Source organism: Pseudoalteromonas sp. NH0006-46, assembly GCF_057547735.1.
Genome location: NZ_BAAJML010000001.1, coordinates 35,754 through 59,862, shown reverse-complemented (window position 1 = coordinate 59,862; position 24,109 = coordinate 35,754). Strand labels below are relative to the sequence as shown.

Below are 24,109 nucleotides of genomic sequence, written 5' to 3'. Positions count from 1 at the left end.
CGCTATGGCACAGCACGATTACATTAACAAAAAACCCAAAAATAGAAAAAACACCAAAAAAGAACCCGCTAAAAAGCCATTTCCTTATCTTTTGGTAATTGTTGCAGCTTTGCTCGTAGGCGGTTTTGCCTATGGATTATGGTTTATTAAAAATAACGCCGACCCCAAGCTTGTTGAAAAACAAACTAACCCAGCCGCAAAAGAAAAAGTAGAAGTGGTCGTTCCTCGTGCGCCTGAATTTATAAAAGAAATAAGAAACCATGAAGTACAAGTTGAAGTAAAAGAAATTGAACAAAAAGGCCCTTACGTCATGCAATGTGGCTCGTTCAGAACTTATCAGCAAGCTGAATCGTTAAAAGCGAAAATAGCGTTTGCTGGGCTTATATCTGAAATAAGAGAAACCAAAGGCGAAACGGGTATTTGGTATAAAGTACGTTTAGGGCCTTATAAAACAAAGCGCCAAGCAGAAAGTGATAAAAATAAACTCAAGCGTGTAAAAGTCGTCGGCTGCGGAATTTGGGGCTGGACTTGAAAATAAACCATTCACCCATATAACCTCATCATAATCGTTTTTAACGAGTTGCCCCTGCAACTCGATGATGAGGAATAACATGACCACTATTGTAAGTGTACGCCGCGACGACAAAGTTGTGATCGGTGGCGACGGCCAAGTTTCATTGGGTAATACCGTAATGAAGGGCAATGCCCGTAAAGTTCGACGTCTTTATAATGGCAAAGTAATCGCAGGCTTTGCCGGCGGTACTGCTGATGCCTTCACACTTTTCGAACGTTTTGAAAGCAAACTAGAAATGCACCAAGGTAACCTCACCAAAGCCGCCGTTGAAATGGCAAAGGATTGGCGAAGTGACCGTGCACTGAGAAAGTTAGAAGCCCTTTTAGCTGTAGCCGACGAAACGGCCTCTTTAATCATTACCGGTAACGGTGACGTAGTTCAACCTGAAAATGACTTAATCGCAATTGGCAGTGGTGGTAACTTTGCCCAATCGGCAGCAACCGCGTTATTAGAAAACACCGATTTAAGCGCTCGTGAAATAGTAGAAAAAAGCCTAACTATTGCAGGTGATATCTGCGTATTTACCAACAACTTCCAAACTATCGAAGAATTATAATAGGAACCGCTATGTCTGCTATGACCCCAAGAGAAATTGTTCACGAGTTAGACCAACATATTATTGGCCAAGCTAACGCAAAAAAAGCCGTTGCTATTGCCCTTCGTAATCGCTGGCGCCGCATGCAATTAAACGATGATTTACGTGCAGAAGTAACACCAAAAAATATTTTAATGATTGGTCCTACAGGTGTCGGCAAAACAGAAATTGCACGTCGCCTAGCTAAGCTTGCTAATGCCCCTTTTATCAAAGTAGAAGCAACTAAGTTCACCGAAGTTGGATATGTTGGTAAAGAAGTTGAAACCATTATTCGTGACTTAGTTGAAGTGTCTATCAAAATGACACGTGAACAACAAACTAAAAAGTTTAAGCACCGTGCAGAAGAAGCGGCCGAAGATCGTATTTTAGATGCGCTTTTACCACCCGTTAAAGATCAATACGGTGAAACTCAGCGTGATGAAAACTCATCTACACGCCAAACATTCCGTAAAAAGCTACGTGAAGGCCAACTAGACGATAAAGAAATTGAAATCGATTTAGCACAAGTACAGCCAAACGTAGAAATTATGGCGCCTCCTGGCATGGAAGATATGACCAATCAGCTGCAAAGCATGTTTCAGAACATGGGTGGCGATAAGCGTACTAAGCGCAAGCTAAAAATTAAGGAAGCCTTTAAGCTACTTACCGAAGAAGAAGCCGGTAAATTAGTAAACCCTGAAGAGCTAAAGGAGCAAGCTATTTTTGCTGTAGAGCAAAATGGCATCGTGTTTATTGATGAAATAGACAAAATTTGTAAACGTGGTGATTCATCAGGCCCAGATGTTAGCCGTGAAGGCGTACAACGAGATTTGCTACCGCTTATTGAAGGCTCGACTGTCAATACTAAGCACGGTATGGTTAAAACTGACCATATGCTATTTATCGCCTCTGGCGCATTCCAAATGGCTAAACCATCAGACATGATCCCTGAACTACAAGGCCGTTTACCTATTCGCGTAGAGCTTGAAGCACTCACTGCAAATGACTTTAAACGCATACTTACAGAGCCTCATGCTTCACTGACAGAACAACAGCGCGAGCTACTTAAAACAGAGCAAGTTGATGTTCAATACAGTGATGATGCTATCGAGCGCATTGCAAAAGCGGCATGGCAAGTTAACGAGAAAACCGAAAACATCGGTGCACGTCGTCTTCATACCGTGATGGAGAAGCTAATGGAAGAAATTTCATACGATGCATCTGAGCAAGCTGGATCATCGGTTGTAATTGATGCTGATTATGTTGAAAAACATTTAGGCGCACTGGTTGAAGATGAAGATTTAAGCCGCTTTATTCTTTAATTGGCACTATAAGTAGTTATACTAAAAGCCTCCATATTGGGGGCTTTTTAATGGGATATAAAACATGAAACACGTAACAAAAGTGCATTACCATAGTGTGAGTAAAAACTTAGACGTGTACTTTGACGATGATAGTAAAGCCGTATTTAGCTGTGAGTTTTTACGTGTTCATTCTCCATCTGCAGAAGTGCAAGGTCATGGCTCTGGTCCTATGAAGCTTGTTTTAAACAAAGAGTCTGTTGCAATAAAAAATATAGTCCCAGTGGGCCATTATGCATTACGCCTAGAGTTTGACGATGGCCATAATAGCGGATTATTTAGTTGGAACTATTTAGCTAAGCTGCAAGAACAGCAGACTCAGTTATGGGATGAGTATTTAGAGCGTGTAAGCGAAAATACAAAAAACAAAGACACTGTACCAATAAAGTTTATTCCTTAAACCTTATTGGCTCTTTAGGGTGTGTTAACCATTCAAGGTTAAATTTGCAGCCGCCTATTTGATATTTAACCAAGGCCGTGAGCAAGCCGCGGACGCTTTATTCAGTTTTAACTTATTCTTACATGGATGTAAGCCAGTAGAATAAAGCAGGAGCAGTTATCGAGCCCACTAGGTTATAAACCTCGAACCGCGATTAAACCGCCCCTAATAAATTTACACTTTAAATTTATCAATTGCGGCGTATAGTACGCGACCTTGCTCCGATACCTCTTCACTGGTCTGCGCGTTGCGTGATGCATGCTCTGATGCATCTTGCGCTATATCTCTAATACGTACCACGTTTTTATTAACCTCTGATGCAACCTGGCTTTGCTCATCGATGGCAACGGCTATTTGCGTGCTCATTTCCATAATGGTTTGTACATCTTCAGTAATAGCACCTAACAACTCACCGGCTTTAATAGCTTGAGATGCACTTTCATCACCTTGTGAACGACATTGGTGCATAATACTTACTACTTCTTGAGTGCGTTGCTGCAGGGTATTAATAATCCCTTCAATTTCACTTGTCGATTCTTGCGTACGCTGAGCTAACGAGCGCACTTCATCAGCAACCACCGCAAAGCCGCGGCCTTGCTCACCAGCACGAGCTGCTTCAATTGCAGCATTAAGCGCAAGTAAATTAGTTTGTTCAGCAATACCACGAATAACGTCAAGTACCGAGCCAATCGTTTCACCGTCTTTTTCTAGTTGAGACACCACATCAGATGCACTCCCTAAAGAGCCTGACAACTCCCTGATATGGTTAACGGTTGATTCAACTTCGCTACGGCCTTGTTGAGCGCTCAAGTTTGTAGACTCCGCTTTTTTAGCTGCCGCCTCAGTGTTGTGCGAAATATCTTGAATCGTGGCTTGCATTTCTGTCGCAGCCGTAGCAACCATGTCAGCTTCGTGTAATTGCTCTTGCATACCGGAGCTTGTTGCTGCCGTGCTTTCAGATAAATGATCTGTTGCCACATTGAGCGTATTTAATGCGCCATTAACTTCGTAAATCAGGTTTTTAAAGTCACCTATTAAGCTATTAAAGTCTGTCGTCATGATAGTAATTTCATCTTTACCCGTTTGCTCTATCATTACGCTTAAGTCGTTATTGCGTCTTATATCATTTATGCTGTGATAAACGCGTTCAATAGGAACAATGATTGAATGGCTAGTAAAGTAAACAAGTAATAAAACAATAACACCAGCAATAACAAAAATAGTAATTGCCAAAAACTGTGCCTCACTCACGCTGTTTTTAACATGAATCACTGTTTCTTCAACAATTTGGCCAACCACTGTGTCACTTTTCGACACACTTTCCCGCATTTTACCAAGGGCTCCTGACTCTAAGTTAACGCCTAATTCAACTTGAGCTTTTACCAGCGCCTGAAAAGAATTTTGATAAGTAGCAATTAAACTATTGAGTTCTGATTTGGTGCTTGAGTTTATTGTTGAACGAGAAAGGCTTTGTTCAAGCTTCGTAATAGTGTCGTCAAAACGGGGGAGATACTTGGTATCTAAGCGCAGCATAAAATCTTTTTCAGCACGTCTTAATTGCAACATAAGCACCAGCAACTCATCGCTTTCTTGCTCGTTAAGCAATGTTTCTACTTTATGCACTGCACTTCTTAGTTCACCATAAAGGGCGTCTTTGGGATTTAAGCCTATTTTTCTTTGAAGAGAGACTACGTTATTAAAATCGCTATTATACTTAGCTACTAAGCTTTTTAACTGCGCTGCTTTTTGAGTATCAATATTTAAACTGGCCATTAAAGTCTGTAATTCAGCTAGCTTTGTATCCAATACTGCATACTCTTTTTCGAACAATTCTAAAGAACTCTCAGTTTTGTAAAACAAAAAGTTTTTCTCGTGCTTTCTCAATTCTAATTGCTGAATGTTCAGCTCTTTCGCTAACTGTATAGTTTGATTTAACTTAAGATTTTCCCTTCCCTCAAAAATAATTACACATAATAGAATAACCATTGCTAAACCAACTACCAAAGCATTAAGTTGCAGTCGCCTCTTAATCGTTAAATTTTCTAAAAAACTCATTTCAAACACCTTTGGTTAATATGCAATCTTATTATAGACTAATGTCTTAAACTGCTTCAGTTTTTTTAGCTTTTGACAAACTGGTCATACCTGACCAGAACCTAATATTATAAGTTAACACCTCCCCATAACCCCTTGTGAAGTAATTGCGTTTTGTGCCATTGCTTTTGTAATAACCAATTCACAAGCGGTTCTGGGTCACTTGGAAAATTAATTTGCTTATTTTGAGGGGCATTATTCCAATCATCTAATGCTTGAGGGTTTAAATAATTCATTACATGGGCCATTCCCATAGAGCGTAAAGTTTGTGCGTTCTCACCCTGCTCAAACTGCCCATTTAAAGGTTTAAGTAATAATTTTTTTCCTAATTTAAGCGCCTCACTGGCAAGCTCAAACCCTGCATTACCAATCACACCACTGGTGTTGGCTAAGTCATTTAAGAAGTGCGTTCTCGATGGTGGCCGTAAATGTATATTTCCCATCGACTTATTTTTTGCATTTGGGTGATAGCAATAAAACTCTTTTTCAGGAAAATCTTTTAAATAGTCAACAATACTCTCTAGACTCTCAAACGGTAAATACACCAACACTTTGTTCATAACTGCAACAGGGTTGCCGTGGTCATGGTGGGCAATAAAAGGCGGAATGATATTTTCAGCAAACGGCTGCCAATGAACCCCTAAATAGGTATCGGCAGGGGCGTAATTTTTAATTAATGATTTACGTAAAATTCCCCGGCTAAACATAGGCACACTGCTTGATAAAAATGCCGCCTGGTGACTAATACCAACCACCGGTATAGCGGCGCGTTTAGCCGCCCAAGCCGTAATAGGCTCAAAGTCGTTAAGTACAAAATCATACTGTTTAACATCGAGTGTTTTTATGTCTTTTATTAATCTACAAATACGTGCATTTTTTACTGTTTGCAGGCTTTTCACTTGTCCATTTTTAGTATTAAACGACAGCCCTCTAAAGCTTGTGTAGTTCGCAAAGTCTTGCATATCAAAGTAGTCTTTATTTGCACGTCCTGAAAAAACATAATCCACTTCAATATTCAACTTTTTAAAGCAACTTGCCATTACACGGGCTCGTGTTATGTGGCCATTTCCTGTGCCTTGAATACCATATAATATTTTCATGCTGGCACCACCACCGCTAACGCAAATAAACCACATGAACTGCCTATGAGCGCACCAATGATAATATCAGCCGGATAATGGACCCCCAATACCACCCTCGATATTGCCACGCCAACAGCCCATGCTAAGAATATCCATACATATTGAGGGAAAAAATGGCACAGAATAATAGCAACTAAAAAAGCGGCAGCACTGTGACCTGAAGGTAAGCTAAATTTGTCACTCGGTACTATGTAGGCATTGGTTACTAAACAATCGCATGGTCTTATTCGTGCAAAATATTTTTTAGCTAGAAAGTAAATGGGGCGTTCAATAATAAACCCAAGCATTATGGCAATAGGGAGTAACTGGTACTGCTCGTTTTTACTAAGCCACCACACGCCTGCACAGATAACTAAATACAATCCGCCATCGCCACTTTTAGATAACCCAAACGCCAATTTTTTTAGCCATTTAGGTGAGTTGCAATTAAACAACGTTAAAAATAGTCGCTCATCAAACTGCGCTACTTTTTTTAGTATATTATAATCACTCATTGCTTATTCCCCATTGCATAATATATGAACACTGAATTAGCTTAGGTGGTGTAAATAACAATTGAGTGACGCTTTTAAGACACTATTGTTGCTATTATTGATTTACTCCTTGTTTTGCTTAAATTTACTACTATTAAGTCGTTGTTATTGGATATAAGGCAGGTATACTGAGTTATAAATTAATGTACCTTTTGAGGATAAAATAATGGATTACAGCACTTCTGATTTATGTGACCACTTTGCTGATGTGGTTGACGTGCTAGAGCCAATGTTCATCAACTTTGGTGGTCGACACAGTTTTGGTGGCCGCATTAAAACGGTTAAATGTTTTGAAAATAATGAACTGATCCGCGAAATACTATCTCAAGACGGTACAGACCAGGTGCTATTAATTGACGGTGGTGGCTCTACTCGCCGTGCACTTATTGATATTGAACTTGCTGAACTTGCTTTTGAAAACAACTGGAATGGCATTGTTGTATACGGTGCTGTCCGCCATGTAGATGAGCTAGAAGAACTTGATGTGGGCATTCAAGCCATAGCCTCAATTCCTGTGGCTGCCGACAGCGAAGGTGCTGGCGAAAATGGCATTGGTGTTAACTTTGCGGGTGTGTCGTTTTTTGACGACGACTTTATCTATGCCGACAGCACGGGTATTGTGTTATCTGCTGAAGAACTTGAGTTGGAAGTTGTAGAAGTATAACGTGTCCAATCATTTAAAAGTATATGATGAAAGTGCGGTTAAAGCTTTGTGCTTTACCCGCGCAAACGAAAAAAAAGCATGGCAAGCTATGTCTTTGCTTGATACTCACGTAGATGTTCAACAAGCCCTAGTTGATGCCGCTGAGTTTGGTATGCGCTATGTACTACTAGGTATATGTGAAGACATTGGCCCCAAAGCAAATTTGGGGAATGGCGGAGCAAATGAAGCCTGGCATGCTTTTTTAGCAAAGTTTATAAACCAACCTCATAACCAATTTATCGCAACTCAAAAAGTGTTATTACTTGGCGAAGTAAACGTTGATGATTTAATGGCGCAAAGTAGCCAATTAAACAACAAAAACCCTGAACAACTTCAGCAATTGCGTTTGCTATGCCAACAGTTGGACGAGCGCGTAGAAAGCGCATTAAACCTAATATTTAAAGCCGGTCTTGAACCCATAGTGATTGGCGGTGGGCACAATAACTGCTTAGGAATTATTCGAGCGCTCAGTAAAACACAGCACACGCCTGTTAATGCCATAAACTTTGACCCTCATGCTGATTTTAGAGAATGCGAAGGGCGTCACAGTGGTAATGGCTTTCGATATGCTTATAACGAGACGCTTCTCAATAATTACCATGTTATTGGTCTACACGAACAAAAAAATAACCAAGCAATTGTTGATGCAATGACACAAGCAAACTTTACGTTTGATAGTTATCAGTCTCTCAATGTAAAACGCGATATAAACCTTACTCAATCTATAAATAACGCAATTAATAGTTTTGACTCATTACCGCTTGGTGTTGAGGTAGACTTAGATAGCATTACGTTTATGCCTGTAAGTGCTTATACATGCTGCGGGTTTAGTGTCGGCGACACTGAGCATTTTGTATATACAGCAGCCAGCAACCGAAACGCTAAATACCTACATTTATGTGAAGCATCACCAAGCCAACATCCAAACGGCCCCATAACAGGAGCTGCGCATGTAGGACAAGTGATCAGCGCATTGGTAAATAGTTTTATACTCGCAAGAGAAGCGAAGGCACCTTAGCCTTTCATGTTGAGGTTTATTTTAGAGGCAATAAAATTGTAGGCTAGTTTATACTCTGAGTTAAAAACGCCCTTGCGTTCTTTTTATAACTTAAAGTCATTTAAGAGTGGTGAAAGGTCGGGCAAAGCTTACTTACTCAATTTTTGTTTTGATTATTCTTGCGCTTGTCGCCACTCTTTTAACCAGCTCATTAAACCGATACTGCTCAGCGGATGCCCAAAATAATAACCTTGTGCGGCATACGCATTTAAACTTTTAACAAATTTAAGTTGCTCAAGGGTTTCTACCCCTTCAAAAATAACTTTTGTTTTTTGCTGGTTATGCATTTCAACCATACCGCCAACTAAGCTACGAATATTATTTTGGTTGCTAAAATCAGCAGTTAATGACGGCGCTACTTTTATATATTCCACCGCTAAGCTAGGTAACTTTGAAAGCAATACAGGGTTATCACCTAAACCATCAACACATAACTTTAAGCCAATATTATTAAGTCTGGCAATCATTGCTCTGCCTTTATCATCAAGCCCCGTAAATATGTGCAGAGGGCACTCAACAATTAAATCGCCCACTTGAAGATTATGCTCTGTGATTACACTATCAACAAATTCCACAAACTCCTCATTAAGCATTTCTGGACCAAAAACGTTAATACTCAGCGGTATGGCTATACCTTCTATTCTTAGCGCCATAGCAAGTTCGGCAGCACGTTCTATAACAAACTTAGCCAACGGATAACCAAGCCCTGCAATTCTAATATCATCAATAAAACGATTAGCAGACAAAATTCCCTGCTTAGGGTGCTGCCAACGAAGTAATAATTCTAAAAACTCAATTTGACCATTTTTGTTACAAATAATAGGTTGAAAATACAGTTCGAGTTCACTTGCAAAGTCAATATTAGCAAGCTCTTTTAAACGCGCTTGCTGCTCTAGCTGTTCAACCATCATTTGCTGATGATAAGGCACAACTCTTTGCTTTGGTTGGCTATCAAGCGCTAAATAGGCATACGAAATTAAATCATCAAAATTAGTTTCTTGCTCATCACATGCCACATAGCTTGCTCGCGCTTTTACCTCTACAGTGCAATTAGCCACATTAAAGGGCTTAAGTGTTGCTCCGAGTATTTTATCAATAATTTGTTCATGTAAGTGCTTGTGATTGGCTAAGCTGCAAATAAATGCAAAATTTAACCCGCCTAAATGAGCAAGCTTTTCGTGGCCAACTATAGTAACCACTTCTTCGCTTTCTAATTGTTCTTGTATTCTATTTGCTGATTGCGCTAATAAAACATCACCAAACCCACGGCCAATATGCTGATTCACTTGCTCAAAACCTTCAAGCCTAATAATGATGAGCACGGCTTCAACTTGGGTATTATCACACCATGTGTAATACCCTTGGCGTAACTCTTTTTTGCTGGCAAATACCGAAAGCGGTGACTCTTCAACAAACGCGTCATCAAGCTGTTTGGGCTCTATGGTCACTTTGGGATCGTCGCTTTCATCGTTTAACAACCCCACAACTGCGCATAACAATATAGCTAATACAACCCAAAATAACGGTACGTCTAATAATAGATGCGCTGAAAACAGCACCACAAATAACAACCCAGCAGCGGAGCTGATAATAATCATACTCCAATTATTACGCTCAAATGATTGCCATAAATGAAAGCAAAAACCAAACGCCAATAAAATAGCTAGCCATGCTTCACCGCTACTTAAAATAGCTAAACCTACAACACCTGTGCATAAATAACTAAATTTAATATTGGTATTTTTAACCGAAAATAAAGTAGTGATCATCGCCATTAAAAGCGCACCACTGAAAAAAATCGGAAAATTACTGTCGGTTAATATATTCAAGTTAACGGCACTCGTATTCGTAAAAAAACTTTAACAACAACTTGTTAAATATGAACAAAAATAATACAAACTAATTAAGTCTACCCAAAATCCATAAATTTGACAGTTTATTTACGCCGAATTGGTAACTTAATTGCGATGGATGGCTTATTTGCCAATGTGCAATGTCGGCTCTGGCTCCCACTTTTAACACCCCTCTATCGTTTAAACCCAGAGCCTGAGCTGCGTTGCTGGTAACACCTGCTAACGCTTGTTCTGGTGTTAACCTAAATAGAGTACACGCCATATTCATCATTAATTGTACCGAGCACAGCGGTGAAGTACCCGGATTGAAGTCGCTAGCAATGGCTATTGGCACTTTGTGTTGGTTTAATAGCGCGATAGGTGGCTGTTTTGTCTCTCTTAAAAAATAAAATGCCCCCGGTAACAGCACAGCCACAGTGCCAGCCTTTGCCATGGCTTTTACACCTTGCTCATCAAGGTATTCTATATGATCTGCCGATAATCCATTAAATTCGGCCACCAGCTCAGCACCATACTGATTAGATAACTGCTCTGCATGGCACTTTATTGGTAAATTATGTTTTGTTGCCGCAGTGAATACACGTTTAGTTTGCTCATAACTGAACCCTACATTTTCACAAAACACATCAACGGCATCGGCAAGGTCGCCAGCAACGACTTGTTCAAGCATCTCGTTGCACACTAAATCAATATATTCATCTGCACGGCCTTTGTATTCATTAGGTAATGCATGAGCGCCTAAAAATGTTGTTTTAATATCAATGGGATGATGTTTACCCAGCAATCGTGCCACTTCTAATATTTTAATTTCGTTCTCGGTATCGAGCCCATAACCCGACTTAATTTCAACCGTTGTTACGCCTTCTTTTAACAGTGTATTTAGCCTGTCTTTGGCATCAACAAATAGTTGTTCTCTATCTGCGGCTCTGGTTGCTTTTACTGTGCTTGCAATCCCCCCACCTTGGGCTGCAATTTGTTCATAGCTTACGCCTTGTAAACGCTGCTCAAATTCTTGCGCACGAGACCCTGCAAACACCAAATGGGTATGACAATCTATCAACCCAGGTGTTAACCATTGGCCTTTTATGCTCAAGGTTGGCGTTGCGAAAGCGTCAAATGACGGCAGCGATGCTTGCTCACCCAGCCACGCGATTTCTCCGTTTTTAATCGCTAAGGCTGCATTTTCGATGATCCCATAAGGTGTATCCCTAGTGGGATCCATTGTGGCAATATTTGCATCCGTTAAAAGTAAATCAATATTTTCTAAGTTATTATTTTGCTGAGCGTTTTGCATTTTACAGTCCATAAATACCCTGACATGATTGAAATATAGTCTAACAACACACCTTGTATATACAAGAGGATTATGTCATCTTATTTAATATAAATGACTCCTAACGCAGCTATCTAGTTAATGACAACACCTAAATTTGCGCAAATAAAACAATTTATAGTCGATAAAATTCGCAGCGGTATGTGGCAAGAAAACCAACGCGTTCCCTCTGAAAACGAGCTCAGCACACAATTTAGCGTTAGCAGAATGACCGCTCGCCGTGCACTTAGCGAATTAACAGAAGCAGGAATACTAACGCGTAGCCAAGGCCTAGGAACGTTTGTTGCCTCTTTTAAGTCACAGTCTTCATTGCTTGAAATTAAAAATATTGCCGATGAGGTTAAAGAGCGCAACGGTAATTACACCTGTAGCGTGCTTATACTTGAATCAATAAACGCGGTTGCCCCCATTGCTATCGCATTAGGAGTAGAAGTAGATAGCGTCGTGTACCGAAGCGTACTGGTTCATAACGAAAACGACAGCCCATTGCAGCTTGAAGAACGTTTTGTAAACCCAGCGCTTGCCAGCGGCTATTTGCAACAAAATTTTAGTGCAACGACTCCTCATGAGTATCTTTCAAGTGTTGCACCTCTCACTCAAGCGAGACACACAGTAGAAGCCATTATGCCCAACAGCGAAATGTGCCAATGGTTAAACCTATACAACGAAGAGCCTTGCCTGCAAGTCATTCGCAGAACATGGTCTGTTAACGGTATTGTAAGTTTTGCACGCCTTGTATCACCTGGCAGCAAATACCGCTTAGGCGGGCACTTAACGTTTAAAAAATAAGATAAACAAAATTGCGCATAATGCGCTTTTTTTGTGACGAATCACCTTGTATATACAACAGGAGAAACACATGACAAATCGACTCGACACAAGTCGCGTAATACGTGCACCGCATGGCGATATGATAAGCGCTAAAAGCTGGCAAACTGAAGCGGCAAAACGCATGCTAATGAACAATTTAGACCCTGAGGTTGCAGAACACCCACACGCATTAGTTGTTTATGGTGGCATTGGCAGAGCAGCACGTGATTGGCCAAGTTTCGATAAAATTATAGAAACCCTCGACCGATTAGATGATGATGAAACATTGTTAGTTCAGTCGGGTAAACCTGTTGGCGTATTTAAAACACACAGTAATGCTCCTCGCGTTTTAATTGCAAATTCAAACTTGGTACCCCATTGGGCTAACTGGGAGCACTTTAACGAGCTGGATAAAAAAGGGTTAATGATGTACGGCCAAATGACGGCTGGCTCTTGGATTTATATTGGCTCTCAAGGAATTGTACAAGGCACATACGAAACATTTGTAGCCATGGCTAAACAACACTTTAATGGTCAAGCCAAAGGTAAATGGGTATTAACCGGTGGCCTTGGTGGCATGGGTGGCGCGCAGCCACTTGCGGCAACTATGGCGGGCTTTTGTGCCTTAGTTGTAGAGTGTGACGAAAGCCGCATCGATTTTCGCATTAAAACGGGCTACGTTGATGTTAAAGCCACAAACCTTGAACATGCATTGCAATTAATTACTGACGCATGCGTTAACGAAAAAGCAATTTCAGTTGGATTGCTGGGCAACGCCGCAGATATATTTAGCACACTTGTAAACAGCGGTATTACACCCGATGTAGTGACCGATCAAACTTCAGCACACGATCCACTTAATGGTTACTTGCCACAAGGTTGGACTATGGAACACGCCGCAAAAATGCGTGAACAAGACCCAAAAGCGGTTGTAAAAGCAGCCAAGCAATCAATGGCTGTGCAAGTTAATGCCATGCTGGCATTACAAAAAGCCGGCGCGGCAACCACTGACTACGGTAATAATATTCGCCAAATGGCATTTGAAGAAGGTGTTACAAACGCATTTGATTTCCCTGGGTTTGTTCCTGCTTATATTCGTCCATTATTTTGCCAAGGTATTGGTCCGTTTAGATGGGTCGCTTTATCCGGCGATCCAGAAGATATATACAAAACAGATGCTAAAGTAAAAGAGTTAATTCCTGATGATGCACATTTGCACAACTGGCTTGATATGGCGCGCGAACGCATTCAATTTCAAGGTTTGCCGGCTCGCATATGCTGGGTAGGGTTAAAAGATAGAGCACGTTTAGCACTCGCATTTAATGAAATGGTAAAAAATGGCGAGCTTAAAGCCCCCATTGTTATTGGCCGTGATCATCTTGATTCTGGCTCAGTAGCAAGTCCTAATCGTGAAACAGAAAGCATGCAAGATGGTTCAGATGCCGTCTCTGATTGGCCGTTACTTAACGCCCTGCTTAACACAGCAAGCGGCGCTACGTGGGTATCACTTCACCATGGAGGGGGTGTAGGAATGGGCTTTAGCCAACACTCAGGTGTTGTTATTGTTGCCGATGGTACAGACGAAGCAAAAGCACGTGTTGGTCGCGTGCTTTGGAATGACCCTGCTACCGGTGTGATGCGCCATGCAGATGCCGGTTACGACATCGCAAAAAATTGTGCCAAAGAGCAAAACTTAGACTTACCAATGCTGAACGAGGAATAATCATGGTCGAACTAACTCTCACACCCGGCTCGCTTGATTTAAACATATTAAGAAAGATTAATGCATCAAGTGTAAAAATAAACCTTGAAAAAAATGCCGAATCACAAATCGCTGCCAGCGCACAAACCGTTCAAAATGTTATTAATGAGCAACGCACAGTGTACGGGATTAACACCGGATTTGGCCTGCTCGCTAATACCAAAATTGCCGATGACGAGCTTGAACTACTTCAGCGTTCAATTGTACTTTCTCATGCCGCTGGCATTGGCGAATACATGGACGACAGCACAGTAAGACTGATGATTACACTAAAAATCAACTCGCTTTCTCGTGGTTTTTCAGGCATTCGTTTACAAGTTATCGAGTTTTTTATGCACTTGCTCAATAGTGAAGTATACCCATGCGTTCCTAAAAAAGGCTCTGTTGGTGCTTCGGGTGACTTAGCCCCACTTGCACATATGTGCTTACCCTTACTGAGTGAAGGCCAAATGCGTCATCAGGGTAAAATAATCAGTGCGGCTGAAGGCTTAAAAGTAGCAGGGCTTGAACCGCTTACGCTAGCAGCAAAAGAAGGTTTAGCATTGCTTAACGGTACCCAAGCGTCTACCGCTTTTGCACTACAGGGATTATTCAGAGCAGAAGATTTATATGCACAAAGCTGTGTAATTGGCGCGGTAAGTATTGAGGCAGCAATGGGCAGCCGCGCACCTTTTGACTCACGTATTCACGAAATTCGTGGACAACGTGGTCAAATAGATACCGCGCAAGTGTTTAGAGATTTACTTGATACTCAATCACAAATTAGCGACTCTCATGTTAACTGTGAAAAAGTACAAGACCCTTATTGCTTGCGCTGCCAACCTCAGGTATTGGGCGCGTGTTTAACACAAATACGTCAAGCAGCAGAAGTATTACTGTGCGAATCAAATGGGGTAACCGACAACCCACTCGTATTTGCCGATGTGGGCGATATTATTTCTGGCGGAAACTTTCACGCTGAGCCTGTCGCTATGGCGGCCGACAACCTCGCTATTGCAATTGCAGAAATTGGCGCTTTAGCAGAGCGCAGAATAGCCCTGCTTATTGATTCTAACTTATCAAAATTACCACCCTTTTTGGTGGAAAATGGTGGAGTAAACTCTGGCTTTATGATTGCTCAAGTGACAGCAGCTGCATTGGCATCTGAAAATAAGTCGCTTGCACATCCCGCGTCTGTAGATAGCTTACCAACATCTGCCAACCAAGAAGATCACGTTTCAATGGCCACGTTCGCTGCGAGGCGATTACAAGAAATGGCCGATAATACACAAGGTGTTTTGGCTATAGAGTGGCTTGCATCGGTACAGGGCTTAGAGTTTAGAAAACCGCTAAACCCGTGTGAAAAAGTCTTAAAGGCAAAAAATTTATTACGCGAACACGTAACCTATTACGATAAAGATCGCTATTTTGCCCCCGATATAGAGCAAACTAACGCGCTATTGAGCGAAGGTAAATTGTGCAACTTTATTGAGCGCAACCCTCTACCATCTTATTAAAAACATGCCTTAAATACCGTATTGGTAAGTAAAGCCTAACGCCTCTATAGCTGAGCCAATAACCTTGCGCTCAGCTTTTTCATCACTTGTAAATTTTGGCATTTCACCACCATGCTGCTTACACTTTAACGCATAGTAATCGGCTTTTGTTGGGTGGTCAGGGTTGACTACATTGTAAATATTTTGTCCAACTTGCCAATGTGCTATTACCGCAAAAATAGCATTTATTACATCTTGCTGGTGCACCATATTAACTACTTGCTGGCTTGAAGTGTTTAGCTCTTTTCCCGCAACAAACTTACCTGGCTCTCTATTTGGGCCAAGTAATCCTGCTAAACGAAGTACTTTACCATTTTGCTCAAGAACCTGCTCTTCAGCCTGATACAACTTTGTTTGCCTTGGGTTGGCGCAAGCAATATCGCTACTTTCACTGTATACACCGGGTTCTTGGTCATAAACCCCTGTAGATGAACACAATACAAATCCTTTTGCATTTAACTTTTTAGACAACGTCAAGGCCGCGGTAAGTGTTTCTGGGTAGTTGCTTTCACTGTGCCTACTTCGTGGTGGAATGGCACACACCCAATACGCTCCCTCTAAATCAAGCTGATGGGTTAGCTGATTATTCTCTACTATAAACTGGCGTTCAAAATCAAACTCCTGCGTATCGGACCGACGAGTGCCTTGCACCTGCCAACCTGCCTGCAGTGCATTCACACATAGCGCATGACCTAACCAACCAGCACCTAATACCACTAATTTATTCACTTTATTTTGCATGTTGACACACACCTTCATGTTAAACACATCGTTACTCAATGTTATTATCTGAGCATAAATAGCCAAAGTTCACAAATGTAACGCCCCCCTTGTTTTTAATTTTTTAAGCACCATATATCTACAGCTTGCTACTAATTTTGTAGCAACCAGTCAGTACCACAGCTTTTTTAGAATGCAGATCAAATTTTTCTATTTTATATACAGATCTTTTGGCTGAGGTAGTTTGTTGTTTGGCAGAGTCTGGTATAGTAGCGCACGTAATAAACAGTGCTTTTTGAACGGTTTAATACAAAATTGCTAATTAATATGTACTAAGTGTTACTTAAAAGCACATATTAATTACCAATTGTTAAAAATGGGTTAGCCGATACGCGGCTAACAAAGAATTGATTGTAACGGTTTTATCATGATATCTAATTTATTTACCAAGATTTTTGGTAGTCGCAATGACCGCACTATTAAAAACTTTAGAAAGACGGTCGCGCTAATCAATGCGCTTGAAACGCAGCTAGAAGCGCTTTCTGATGAAGACTTACGCGCTAAAACAGCAGAATTCAGAGAACGTTACGATAACGGACAAAGCCTTGACGATATTCTACCTGAAGCATTTGCAGTAGTTCGTGAAGCATCTAAGCGTGTTAATGGCATGCGCCACTTTGACGTACAGCTACTAGGCGGCATGGTTTTACACGAAGGCCGTATTGCAGAAATGCGCACCGGTGAAGGTAAAACACTCACAGCAACCCTTCCCGCTTATTTAAACGGCTTAACAGGCAAAGGGGTTCACGTTATTACCGTGAATGATTACCTTGCAAAGCGTGATGCTGAAACTAACCGTCCGTTATTTGAATTTTTAGGCCTCACGGTGGGCTGTAATGTTCCTGGCATGATGCCACAACAAAAAAAGCAAGCGTATGCTGCTGACATTACCTACGGTACAAACAACGAGTTTGGTTTTGATTACCTTCGCGACAACATGGCATTTAGTATTGATGAGCGCGTTCAGCGTCCATTATTTTACGCCGTCGTCGATGAAGTAGATTCAATCCTAATTGATGAAGCTCGTACGCCGCTTATTATTTCAGGCCCTGCTGAAGACAGTTCAGAACTATACACTGAAATAAATACCATCGTTCCTTTACTTGAACTACAAGATAAAGAAGACGAGGAAGGTATAGAAGGCGATGGCGACTACACCATTGATGAAAAATCTAAGCAAGTTCACTTAACTGAACGTGGCCAAGTTAAAGTAGAAGAACTACTTAGCGAACGTGGTTTAATTGAAGAAGGCGATTCGCTTTATTCTGCCGCCAGCATCACGTTATTAAGCCATGTTTACGCTGCCCTTCGCGCGCACAAATTATATCAAAAAGATGTTGATTACGTTGTTAAAGAAAACGAAGTTATCATCATTGACGAACATACCGGTCGCTCAATGGAAGGTCGTCGTTGGTCTGAAGGTTTACACCAAGCTGTTGAAGCTAAAGAAGGTGTAAAAATTCAAAACGAAAACCAAACATTGGCCTCTATTACATTCCAAAACTATTTCCGTTTGTACGAAACATTAGCGGGTATGACTGGTACGGCCGACACTGAAGCATTTGAATTTCAGTCAATATACGGCTTAGATACCGTTGTTATGCCAACTAATAAGCCAATGATCCGTGATGATCGCGCTGATTTAGTGTACCTAACACAAGAAGAAAAATACGAAGCTATTTTAGTTGATATCAAAGACTGCCAAGAACGCGGGCAGCCTGTACTTGTAGGTACTATATCAATCGAAAGCTCTGAGTACTTATCGCAGTTTTTACGCAAAGAGAAAATTAAGCATAACGTGCTTAATGCTAAATTCCACGCACAAGAAGCCGATATCGTTTCAGATGCTGGCCTACCTGGTACAGTAACTATTGCAACTAACATGGCCGGTCGTGGTACCGATATTGTGCTTGGTGGTAACTGGAATAGCGAAGTTGAAAAACTTGATAACCCAACTGATGAAAAAATTGCTGAAATTAAAGCAGCATGGAAACTTCGTCATGATGCTGTTATTGACGCTGGCGGTTTGCATATTATTGGCACTGAGCGCCATGAATCGCGCCGTATAGATAACCAATTACGTGGTCGTTCTGGTCGTCAAGGTGATGCAGGCTCTAGCCGTTTTTACCTATCGATGGACGATGCGCTAATGCGTATATTTGCCGGCGAACGCATGACTAACATGATGCGTAAACTAGGCATGCAACGCGGTGAAGCAATTGAACACCCATGGGTTAACCGCGCAATTGAAAACGCACAGCGTAAAGTAGAAGCACGTAACTTTGATGTTCGTAAGCAACTACTTGAGTACGATGACGTAGCAAACGATCAACGTCGTGTTGTTTACTCTCAGCGTAACGAGTTACTTGAAGAAGGTGATATTTCAGAAACTATCACTGCAATTCGTGGTGACGTACTGAGCAATACAATAGATCAATACATTGCTCCACAAAGCCTTGCTGAAATGTGGGATGTACCGGGTCTTGAAGAGCGTTTAAAACAAGATTTCTTAATTGAGCTGCCTATCACTCAATGGTTAGCAGACGACAATAAGCTATACGAAGAAAAGCTTCGTGAGCGTATTGAAGAAGCCGTTGATCAAGCTTACAAGCAAAAAGAGCAGCAGGTTGGTGACTCAGTTCTACGTCAATTCGAAAAAGCAATTATGCTGCAAAGTCTTGACCAACACTGGAAAGATCACCTTGCGGCGATGGATCACTTACGTCAAGGTATTCACTTACGTGGTTACGCACAAAAGAACCCTAAGCAAGAATACAAGCGCGAATCGTTTGAACTGTTCTCTGAAATGCTTGAAAACTTAAAAGTTGATGTAGTGAGTATTTTAAGTAAAGTACAAGTGCGCGCTGAAGAAGATGTTGAAAAAGTAGAAGAGCAACACCGTAAGAGTGAAAATGCACCTCGCGAGTACCAACACGAAGAAGCTGAGCACGTAGGCGGCGAAGCACCTCCAAGTGCTACGGTTATGGCAAGAACAGAGCCAAAAGTTGGCCGCAACGATCCGTGTCCTTGTGGTTCGGGTCAAAAATTCAAGCAATGTTGTGGTAAATTAAAATAACGACGCATTGTAAGTAATTAAAAAGCGGCGCTTGCGTCGCTTTTTTTATGGGGTAAAAATATGACAACAAAAATAGTAAATGTAGCCGTTGGTGTAATTAAAAAAAATAATGCAATATTTATCTGTAAACGTGCAAACGAGCAGCATCAAGGTGGCTTATGGGAGTTTCCTGGTGGTAAAGTTGAAGCAAGTGAAAGTGTATTTGCAGCGCTAAAACGTGAGTTAATTGAAGAAGTAGGTATTACTATCCACAGCTCTAGCAAACTCATGGTAATTGAACACGATTATGGCGACAAATGCGTGAGACTCGATATCCACGTTGTCAGTAACTTTAGCGGTCAAGCACATGGCGCTGAAGGGCAACCTAGTGAATGGGTAAATATTAGTGAGTTAACTAACTATGACTTCCCCGCAGCTAATGCTGAAATAATTGAAAAACTGCAATCTCGATACGCCTGATTAAGTGAGTTACAATGAATACCACTGTACAAAATACGTTAAGTAAACTGCTAAAACTCAACCCTGAATCAACTCAGTTGAGTACCATAAGTAGCGGCCATATCAACAGCACATGGCTACTAACACATTTTGATCAGCGATTTATTGTGCAAAAGCTTAACACCCATGTATTTAAACACCCTGCTCAACTTGTCAGTAACGCACAACTTATTGAGCAACATCTGAATACAAAGCAGCAGCAAAATAACTATCCACTCGATATTGTTAAGCACATCAATACATGCAACAACGAATATTTAACCATGCTTAATGAAGAGCCGTATCGTGTACTTAACTTTATTGAGCACAGTTACAGTGAAGATGTGGTTAAAAATCCAGCGCAAGCACATCAAGCCGCTTTAGCCTTTGGTACTTTTGCAAGCGCCTTACACGACTTTGATACAGCCACACTACATACTGTTATTGATGATTTTCATAATCTGACTATGCGCTTTGAGCAGCTAAATACAGCAATGACGAATAGTAATAAAAGCAGGCTTAACCGCTGTAAAAACGACATAGAATATTGCTTATCGCAGCAGCACTTAGTGAACGAACTTAAAACCATAACTCAACATTTACCCGTTCGCGTTTGCCACAACGACACTAAAATAAATAATATGCTGTACTGCAGTAAAACCCATAAAGCGAAAGCTGTTATTGATTTAGACACCTGCATGCCTGGTTTTTTACTGTATGATTTTGGCGATATGGTACGTACATTTTGCTCTGCAGAAGCAGAGGATTCGACGAACATTGACAAGGTTATTATTCGAAAAGAGATTTTTGAGGCGCTCGTTAAGGGTTACCTCGCTCCCCTTCAGCCTCTTATGAGTAATACAGAGCAATCAAGCTTGTTGCTTGGTGCTAAAATTATGCCTTTAATGCTTAGCGTGCGTTTTTTAACTGATTACTTAAATAACGATGTGTACTTTAAAACCACTCATGCAGAGCATAATTTAGAGCGGGCTCAAAACCAACTGGCTTTATATAAAAACATTTTAAGTAATGAAAGCTGGATGTATAAAATCCTCATGCAATAGCAGCAATGTTATTAGTATAAAAAACCAGCAAGCTAAACACTTGCTGGTTTTTACTAAGTTAGCCAAAAAGAATATCAATTACCAAATTTTTACGCGGTCTTCTGGTTTGATATACATTTTGTCGCCTTCTTTTACATCAAACGCTTCGTAAAACTCTGGCATATTAGACAAAATACCAATTACACGGTAATGACTTGGTGAATGCGAGTCGGTCATTAAGCGGTTACGTAATTCTTCATCGCGGTAGTTACGACGCCAAATTTGCGACCACCCCATAAAGAAGCGTTGATCACCAGTGTAACCATCAATAACTGGTGCTTTAGTGTCACCTAATGATAGCTGATATGCTTTATACGCTACAGTTAACCCACCTAAATCACCGATATTTTCGCCAAGCGTAAGCTCGCCGTTTACATTCGCATCGTCAAACGGCTTGTACTTGTTAAATTGATCAACTAACGCACCTGAACGCTCTTCAAACTGCTTAAGGTCGCTTTCAGTCCACCAGTTACGCAAGTTACCATCGCCGTCGTATTTAGAACCTTGGTCGTCAAAACCATGGCCAAGCTCGTGGCCGATCACGGCGCCAATTGCACCGTAATTGACAGCATCATCCGCTTCTAAATTAAAGAATGGCGGTTGTAAAATGGCAGCAGGGAATACAATTTCGTTGTTTACCGGGTTGTAGTAGGCATTCACTGTTTGCGGTGTCATGTACCATTCTGAACGGTCAACAGGTTTGCCTAATTTGGCAATCATATCTTTATATGCCCATTGACTGTAACGAATGTAGTTACCTACCAGTTCGTCTGAATTAATTTCTAGTTCAGAGTAGTCTTTCCACTTATCAGGGTAACCAATTTTAGGAATAAATTTGTCTAGTTTTTCTTGTGCTGCAATTTTTGTTTCAGGTCCCATCCACTCAAGACCTTCAATTGCAACGCTGTAACCTTTAATTACGTTATCAACCAGCTCTTCCATACGCGCTTTAGCTTCAGGCGGAAAGTTGTCTTTAACGTATACTTTACCTAAAATTTCACCTAGCACACTATTAGAGGCATCAACGGCTTTTTTCCAAAGTGGCGCTTGCTCTTCTACGCCACGTAAAGTGGTGCTATAAAAGTTAAATTTAAGATCAACTAAATCATCATTTAGCAACTGAGCATAGCCACTTACAAAATGAAACTTAAGGTAGTTTTTCCACGTTTCTAAGTCCGTGTTTTGGTAAATACCACCCAGCGCTTCTAAAAAGCTTGGTTGGCGCACAATAATATCAGCGGTGTTTACACCTGCATTTTTAAAGAACGCAGCTAAATCAAGCTCACCGGCTAATTTATTCGCCTCGGCTACAGTCATTTTATTATACGACTTAGTTGCATCACGGCTTTGTACACGGCTCCACTGCGCATCAGCAATGGTTTTTTCAAAAGCAAGTACGCTTGCTGCTGCTTGTGCAGCCTCTTTGACACCCGCTTTAGCCAATACATCAGTTATGTATTGCTCGTAAGAGGCGCGAATTTTAGTAAACTTCTCATCGTCTTTTAAGTAGTAATCGCGATCAGGTAAACCCAAGCCAGATTGAGATAAATACAAAGCATATTCGCTTGAATTTTTAGCATCGTTGTTAATAAACCAACCAAACGGTAAAGTGCCACCTTGCTGCTGAATAGACGCCATAAGGCCAACTAAGTCAGATTTAGACTCAATGCTATCAATACTATCTAGCGACGGTTGTAACGGGGTAATTCCAAGCTCATTACGGGCATTTTTATTCATATAACTTTTATAAAATGCGCCAATTTTATACTCGTCGCTGCCTTTTTCAGCCGACTTATTGGCCGCTGCGTTTTCAAGCGCCGTTTTCATCGCTTTTTGCGACTCATCGTATAATTGCGAAAAAGACCCATAGTTAGACTTATCACCTGGGATTTCAGTTGTTGCTAACCAAGTTCCATTTACATGATAGTAAAAGTCATCCTGCGGACGAACTGAGCTGTCCATATTAGCCAATTCAATACCTAGCTCTAACGGTTTCTCTGCTGGTGTTGTTGCTGCTTGAGTGTCGGCTACTTGAGTTTCTTGTTGTTTTTCGCCACAACCTACTAAGCCAAGCGCAAGTGCAATACTCGCAGCGGCCATTGTTACTTTATTCATAATTAATCCATTTGTTAGTCAATTTTATAAATTGCTCATACCAACTCCATTAAGCTCTTTAACAAGATAGCAGTCAGCTTTTACTTAATGGAATGGGCATCAACTTACACTTATCATTGAGTGCAATAGCGCTATAATAAACCTGATTTTGAGAACATTGAAATAGAATATGTAACAAAGTATTTTGAATGAGATGAGCACTCTAAATTACCCTATTAATAGCTTAATAAAGCAGTTGGTAATTAGCTCTTATTTTTACCGTGTAAGGCCAAACGTTGTAACTTCTCTTTTAATGAAGGAGGTGCTGAGTCGGCAATCGCATTTAAATAATCGGCTGTTTGTTCGCTCATTTTACGCGAGTTAGTGACGGCGGCTGAAGCTGTTTTGTTTGCCGTACTTAATCGCTGAGTGGCCTGAGGATTAGCTGTAATTTTAATTTGCCCCAGTTCAGCCATACCTGCGGCCCTAAAATGCGATAACATATCCATTTTTAAATAATTAAGCCTAAGCGCTATCGAGGCCGATACCGCTTCAATCATCAACGTGCCATCGCGATAATTACTTACGCGACATTTATCTCCTAATTTAGGGCCTAAAAAGTCTTTAAGTAAAGTTTGCTGAGTATCGAGAGCTTGGCTTTTACCAGCATAAGCCGACAACCGATTGTTTAGGCCCGCCATAATATCAGTGAGTGGTTTTGGTGCGTATCTATCTTTGGCCATTAAACATCTCAAATCGTACTTATTCACACACTTAAATTTAGCGGCATTGCAGTAAATATAAGTGTG

The 24,109-nt window shown here is 41.0% G+C and carries 20 protein-coding genes; 12 read left to right on the top strand and 8 right to left on the bottom strand.

Annotated elements, in window-relative coordinates; all coding sequences use genetic code 11:
• The first annotated feature begins 4 nt into the window (after nucleotides 1-4).
• From AC27I2_RS00245 to AC27I2_RS00230, 4 genes are all read left to right on the top strand, one after another.
• Entirely contained in the window at nucleotides 5-532 is a 528-nt protein-coding gene (locus tag AC27I2_RS00245) for an SPOR domain-containing protein (RefSeq protein WP_058403859.1), read from the top strand.
• Nucleotides 533-611: 79 nt separating this feature from the next.
• A complete protein-coding gene (hslV, locus tag AC27I2_RS00240; RefSeq protein ID WP_058403860.1) occupies nucleotides 612-1,130 on the top strand; it encodes an ATP-dependent protease subunit HslV in 519 nt (172 codons plus the stop codon).
• Between the two features lie 11 nt (nucleotides 1,131-1,141).
• On the top strand, nucleotides 1,142-2,470 hold the full coding sequence (hslU, locus tag AC27I2_RS00235) for an ATP-dependent protease ATPase subunit HslU (protein ID WP_138530790.1): 1,329 nt from the start codon (nucleotides 1,142-1,144) through the stop codon (nucleotides 2,468-2,470).
• Nucleotides 2,471-2,534: 64 nt separating this feature from the next.
• Entirely contained in the window at nucleotides 2,535-2,909 is a 375-nt protein-coding gene (locus tag AC27I2_RS00230) for a gamma-butyrobetaine hydroxylase family protein (RefSeq protein WP_487203187.1), read from the top strand.
• Nucleotides 2,910-3,122: 213 nt separating this feature from the next.
• On the opposite strand, the gene AC27I2_RS00225 is transcribed toward AC27I2_RS00230, so the two are convergent.
• The 3 genes from AC27I2_RS00225 to AC27I2_RS00215 form a co-directional block, all read right to left on the bottom strand.
• The gene (locus AC27I2_RS00225; protein WP_487203186.1) at nucleotides 3,123-5,003 is read right to left on the bottom strand and encodes a methyl-accepting chemotaxis protein; all 1,881 of its coding nucleotides are present in this window, start codon (nucleotides 5,001-5,003) and stop codon (nucleotides 3,123-3,125) included.
• A gap of 107 nt (nucleotides 5,004-5,110) precedes the next feature.
• Complete coding sequence (locus tag AC27I2_RS00220; protein ID WP_487203185.1) at nucleotides 5,111-6,142, bottom strand: MJ1255/VC2487 family glycosyltransferase; 1,032 nt, start codon at nucleotides 6,140-6,142, stop codon at nucleotides 5,111-5,113.
• Entirely contained in the window at nucleotides 6,139-6,678 is a 540-nt protein-coding gene (locus AC27I2_RS00215) for a phosphatase PAP2 family protein (RefSeq protein ID WP_487203184.1), read from the bottom strand. Before AC27I2_RS00215 ends, AC27I2_RS00220 begins: the two co-directional genes overlap by 4 nt.
• Before the next feature lie 205 nt (nucleotides 6,679-6,883).
• On the opposite strand from AC27I2_RS00215, the gene rraA reads away from it, so the two are divergent.
• Nucleotides 6,884-7,381 (top strand): ribonuclease E activity regulator RraA, encoded by a 498-nt coding sequence (gene rraA / locus AC27I2_RS00210; RefSeq protein WP_058403865.1) that lies wholly within the window; start codon nucleotides 6,884-6,886, stop codon nucleotides 7,379-7,381.
• Between the two features lies 1 nt (nucleotide 7,382).
• On the top strand, nucleotides 7,383-8,438 hold the full coding sequence (locus tag AC27I2_RS00205) for a formimidoylglutamase (protein WP_487203183.1): 1,056 nt from the start codon (nucleotides 7,383-7,385) through the stop codon (nucleotides 8,436-8,438).
• 152 nt (nucleotides 8,439-8,590) lie between these two features.
• Here the strand turns inward: AC27I2_RS00205 and AC27I2_RS00200 are convergent, their stop codons facing one another.
• Both AC27I2_RS00200 and hutI read right to left on the bottom strand, forming a co-directional pair.
• Nucleotides 8,591-10,252, bottom strand: a complete 1,662-nt coding sequence (locus AC27I2_RS00200) for a GGDEF domain-containing phosphodiesterase (protein WP_138530854.1) — start codon at nucleotides 10,250-10,252, stop codon at nucleotides 8,591-8,593.
• A gap of 124 nt (nucleotides 10,253-10,376) precedes the next feature.
• Nucleotides 10,377-11,624, bottom strand: coding sequence for an imidazolonepropionase (gene hutI / locus AC27I2_RS00195; RefSeq protein ID WP_487203182.1), 1,248 nt, complete (start codon nucleotides 11,622-11,624; stop codon nucleotides 10,377-10,379).
• A 120-nt stretch (nucleotides 11,625-11,744) separates the two neighbouring features.
• Here hutI and hutC point away from each other — a divergent pair, with 120 nt between their 5' ends.
• The 3 genes from hutC to hutH all read left to right on the top strand — a co-directional run bounded on the left by hutC (nucleotide 11,745) and on the right by hutH (nucleotide 15,731).
• Complete coding sequence (gene hutC / locus AC27I2_RS00190) at nucleotides 11,745-12,452, top strand: histidine utilization transcriptional repressor HutC (protein ID WP_058403867.1); 708 nt, start codon at nucleotides 11,745-11,747, stop codon at nucleotides 12,450-12,452.
• A gap of 70 nt (nucleotides 12,453-12,522) precedes the next feature.
• Nucleotides 12,523-14,196 (top strand): urocanate hydratase, encoded by a 1,674-nt coding sequence (gene hutU / locus AC27I2_RS00185; RefSeq protein ID WP_487203181.1) that lies wholly within the window; start codon nucleotides 12,523-12,525, stop codon nucleotides 14,194-14,196.
• Between the two features lie 2 nt (nucleotides 14,197-14,198).
• Complete coding sequence (hutH, locus tag AC27I2_RS00180; RefSeq protein WP_138530804.1) at nucleotides 14,199-15,731, top strand: histidine ammonia-lyase; 1,533 nt, start codon at nucleotides 14,199-14,201, stop codon at nucleotides 15,729-15,731.
• A gap of 9 nt (nucleotides 15,732-15,740) precedes the next feature.
• Here the strand turns inward: hutH and AC27I2_RS00175 are convergent, their stop codons facing one another.
• Entirely contained in the window at nucleotides 15,741-16,511 is a 771-nt protein-coding gene (locus tag AC27I2_RS00175; RefSeq protein ID WP_219422815.1) for a Rossmann-fold NAD(P)-binding domain-containing protein, read from the bottom strand.
• Nucleotides 16,512-16,917: 406 nt separating this feature from the next.
• On the opposite strand from AC27I2_RS00175, the gene secA reads away from it, so the two are divergent.
• Genes secA through AC27I2_RS00160 form a run of 3 tightly spaced genes read left to right on the top strand, consistent with a single transcriptional unit; the run spans nucleotide 16,918 to nucleotide 21,167 of the window.
• Nucleotides 16,918-19,626: a preprotein translocase subunit SecA gene (gene secA / locus AC27I2_RS00170; RefSeq protein WP_058403870.1), complete on the top strand. Its 2,709-nt coding sequence runs from the start codon at nucleotides 16,918-16,920 to the stop codon at nucleotides 19,624-19,626.
• 60 nt (nucleotides 19,627-19,686) lie between these two features.
• Complete coding sequence (gene mutT, locus AC27I2_RS00165) at nucleotides 19,687-20,085, top strand: 8-oxo-dGTP diphosphatase MutT (RefSeq protein ID WP_487203180.1); 399 nt, start codon at nucleotides 19,687-19,689, stop codon at nucleotides 20,083-20,085.
• Between the two features lie 14 nt (nucleotides 20,086-20,099).
• Complete coding sequence (locus AC27I2_RS00160; RefSeq protein WP_487203179.1) at nucleotides 20,100-21,167, top strand: phosphotransferase enzyme family protein; 1,068 nt, start codon at nucleotides 20,100-20,102, stop codon at nucleotides 21,165-21,167.
• A gap of 78 nt (nucleotides 21,168-21,245) precedes the next feature.
• On the opposite strand, the gene AC27I2_RS00155 is transcribed toward AC27I2_RS00160, so the two are convergent.
• Both AC27I2_RS00155 and AC27I2_RS00150 read right to left on the bottom strand, forming a co-directional pair.
• Complete coding sequence (locus tag AC27I2_RS00155) at nucleotides 21,246-23,321, bottom strand: M13 family metallopeptidase (protein ID WP_487203178.1); 2,076 nt, start codon at nucleotides 23,319-23,321, stop codon at nucleotides 21,246-21,248.
• Nucleotides 23,322-23,563: 242 nt separating this feature from the next.
• Nucleotides 23,564-24,043 (bottom strand): DUF721 domain-containing protein, encoded by a 480-nt coding sequence (locus AC27I2_RS00150; RefSeq protein WP_487203177.1) that lies wholly within the window; start codon nucleotides 24,041-24,043, stop codon nucleotides 23,564-23,566.
• Between the last annotated feature and the right edge of the window lie 66 nt (nucleotides 24,044-24,109).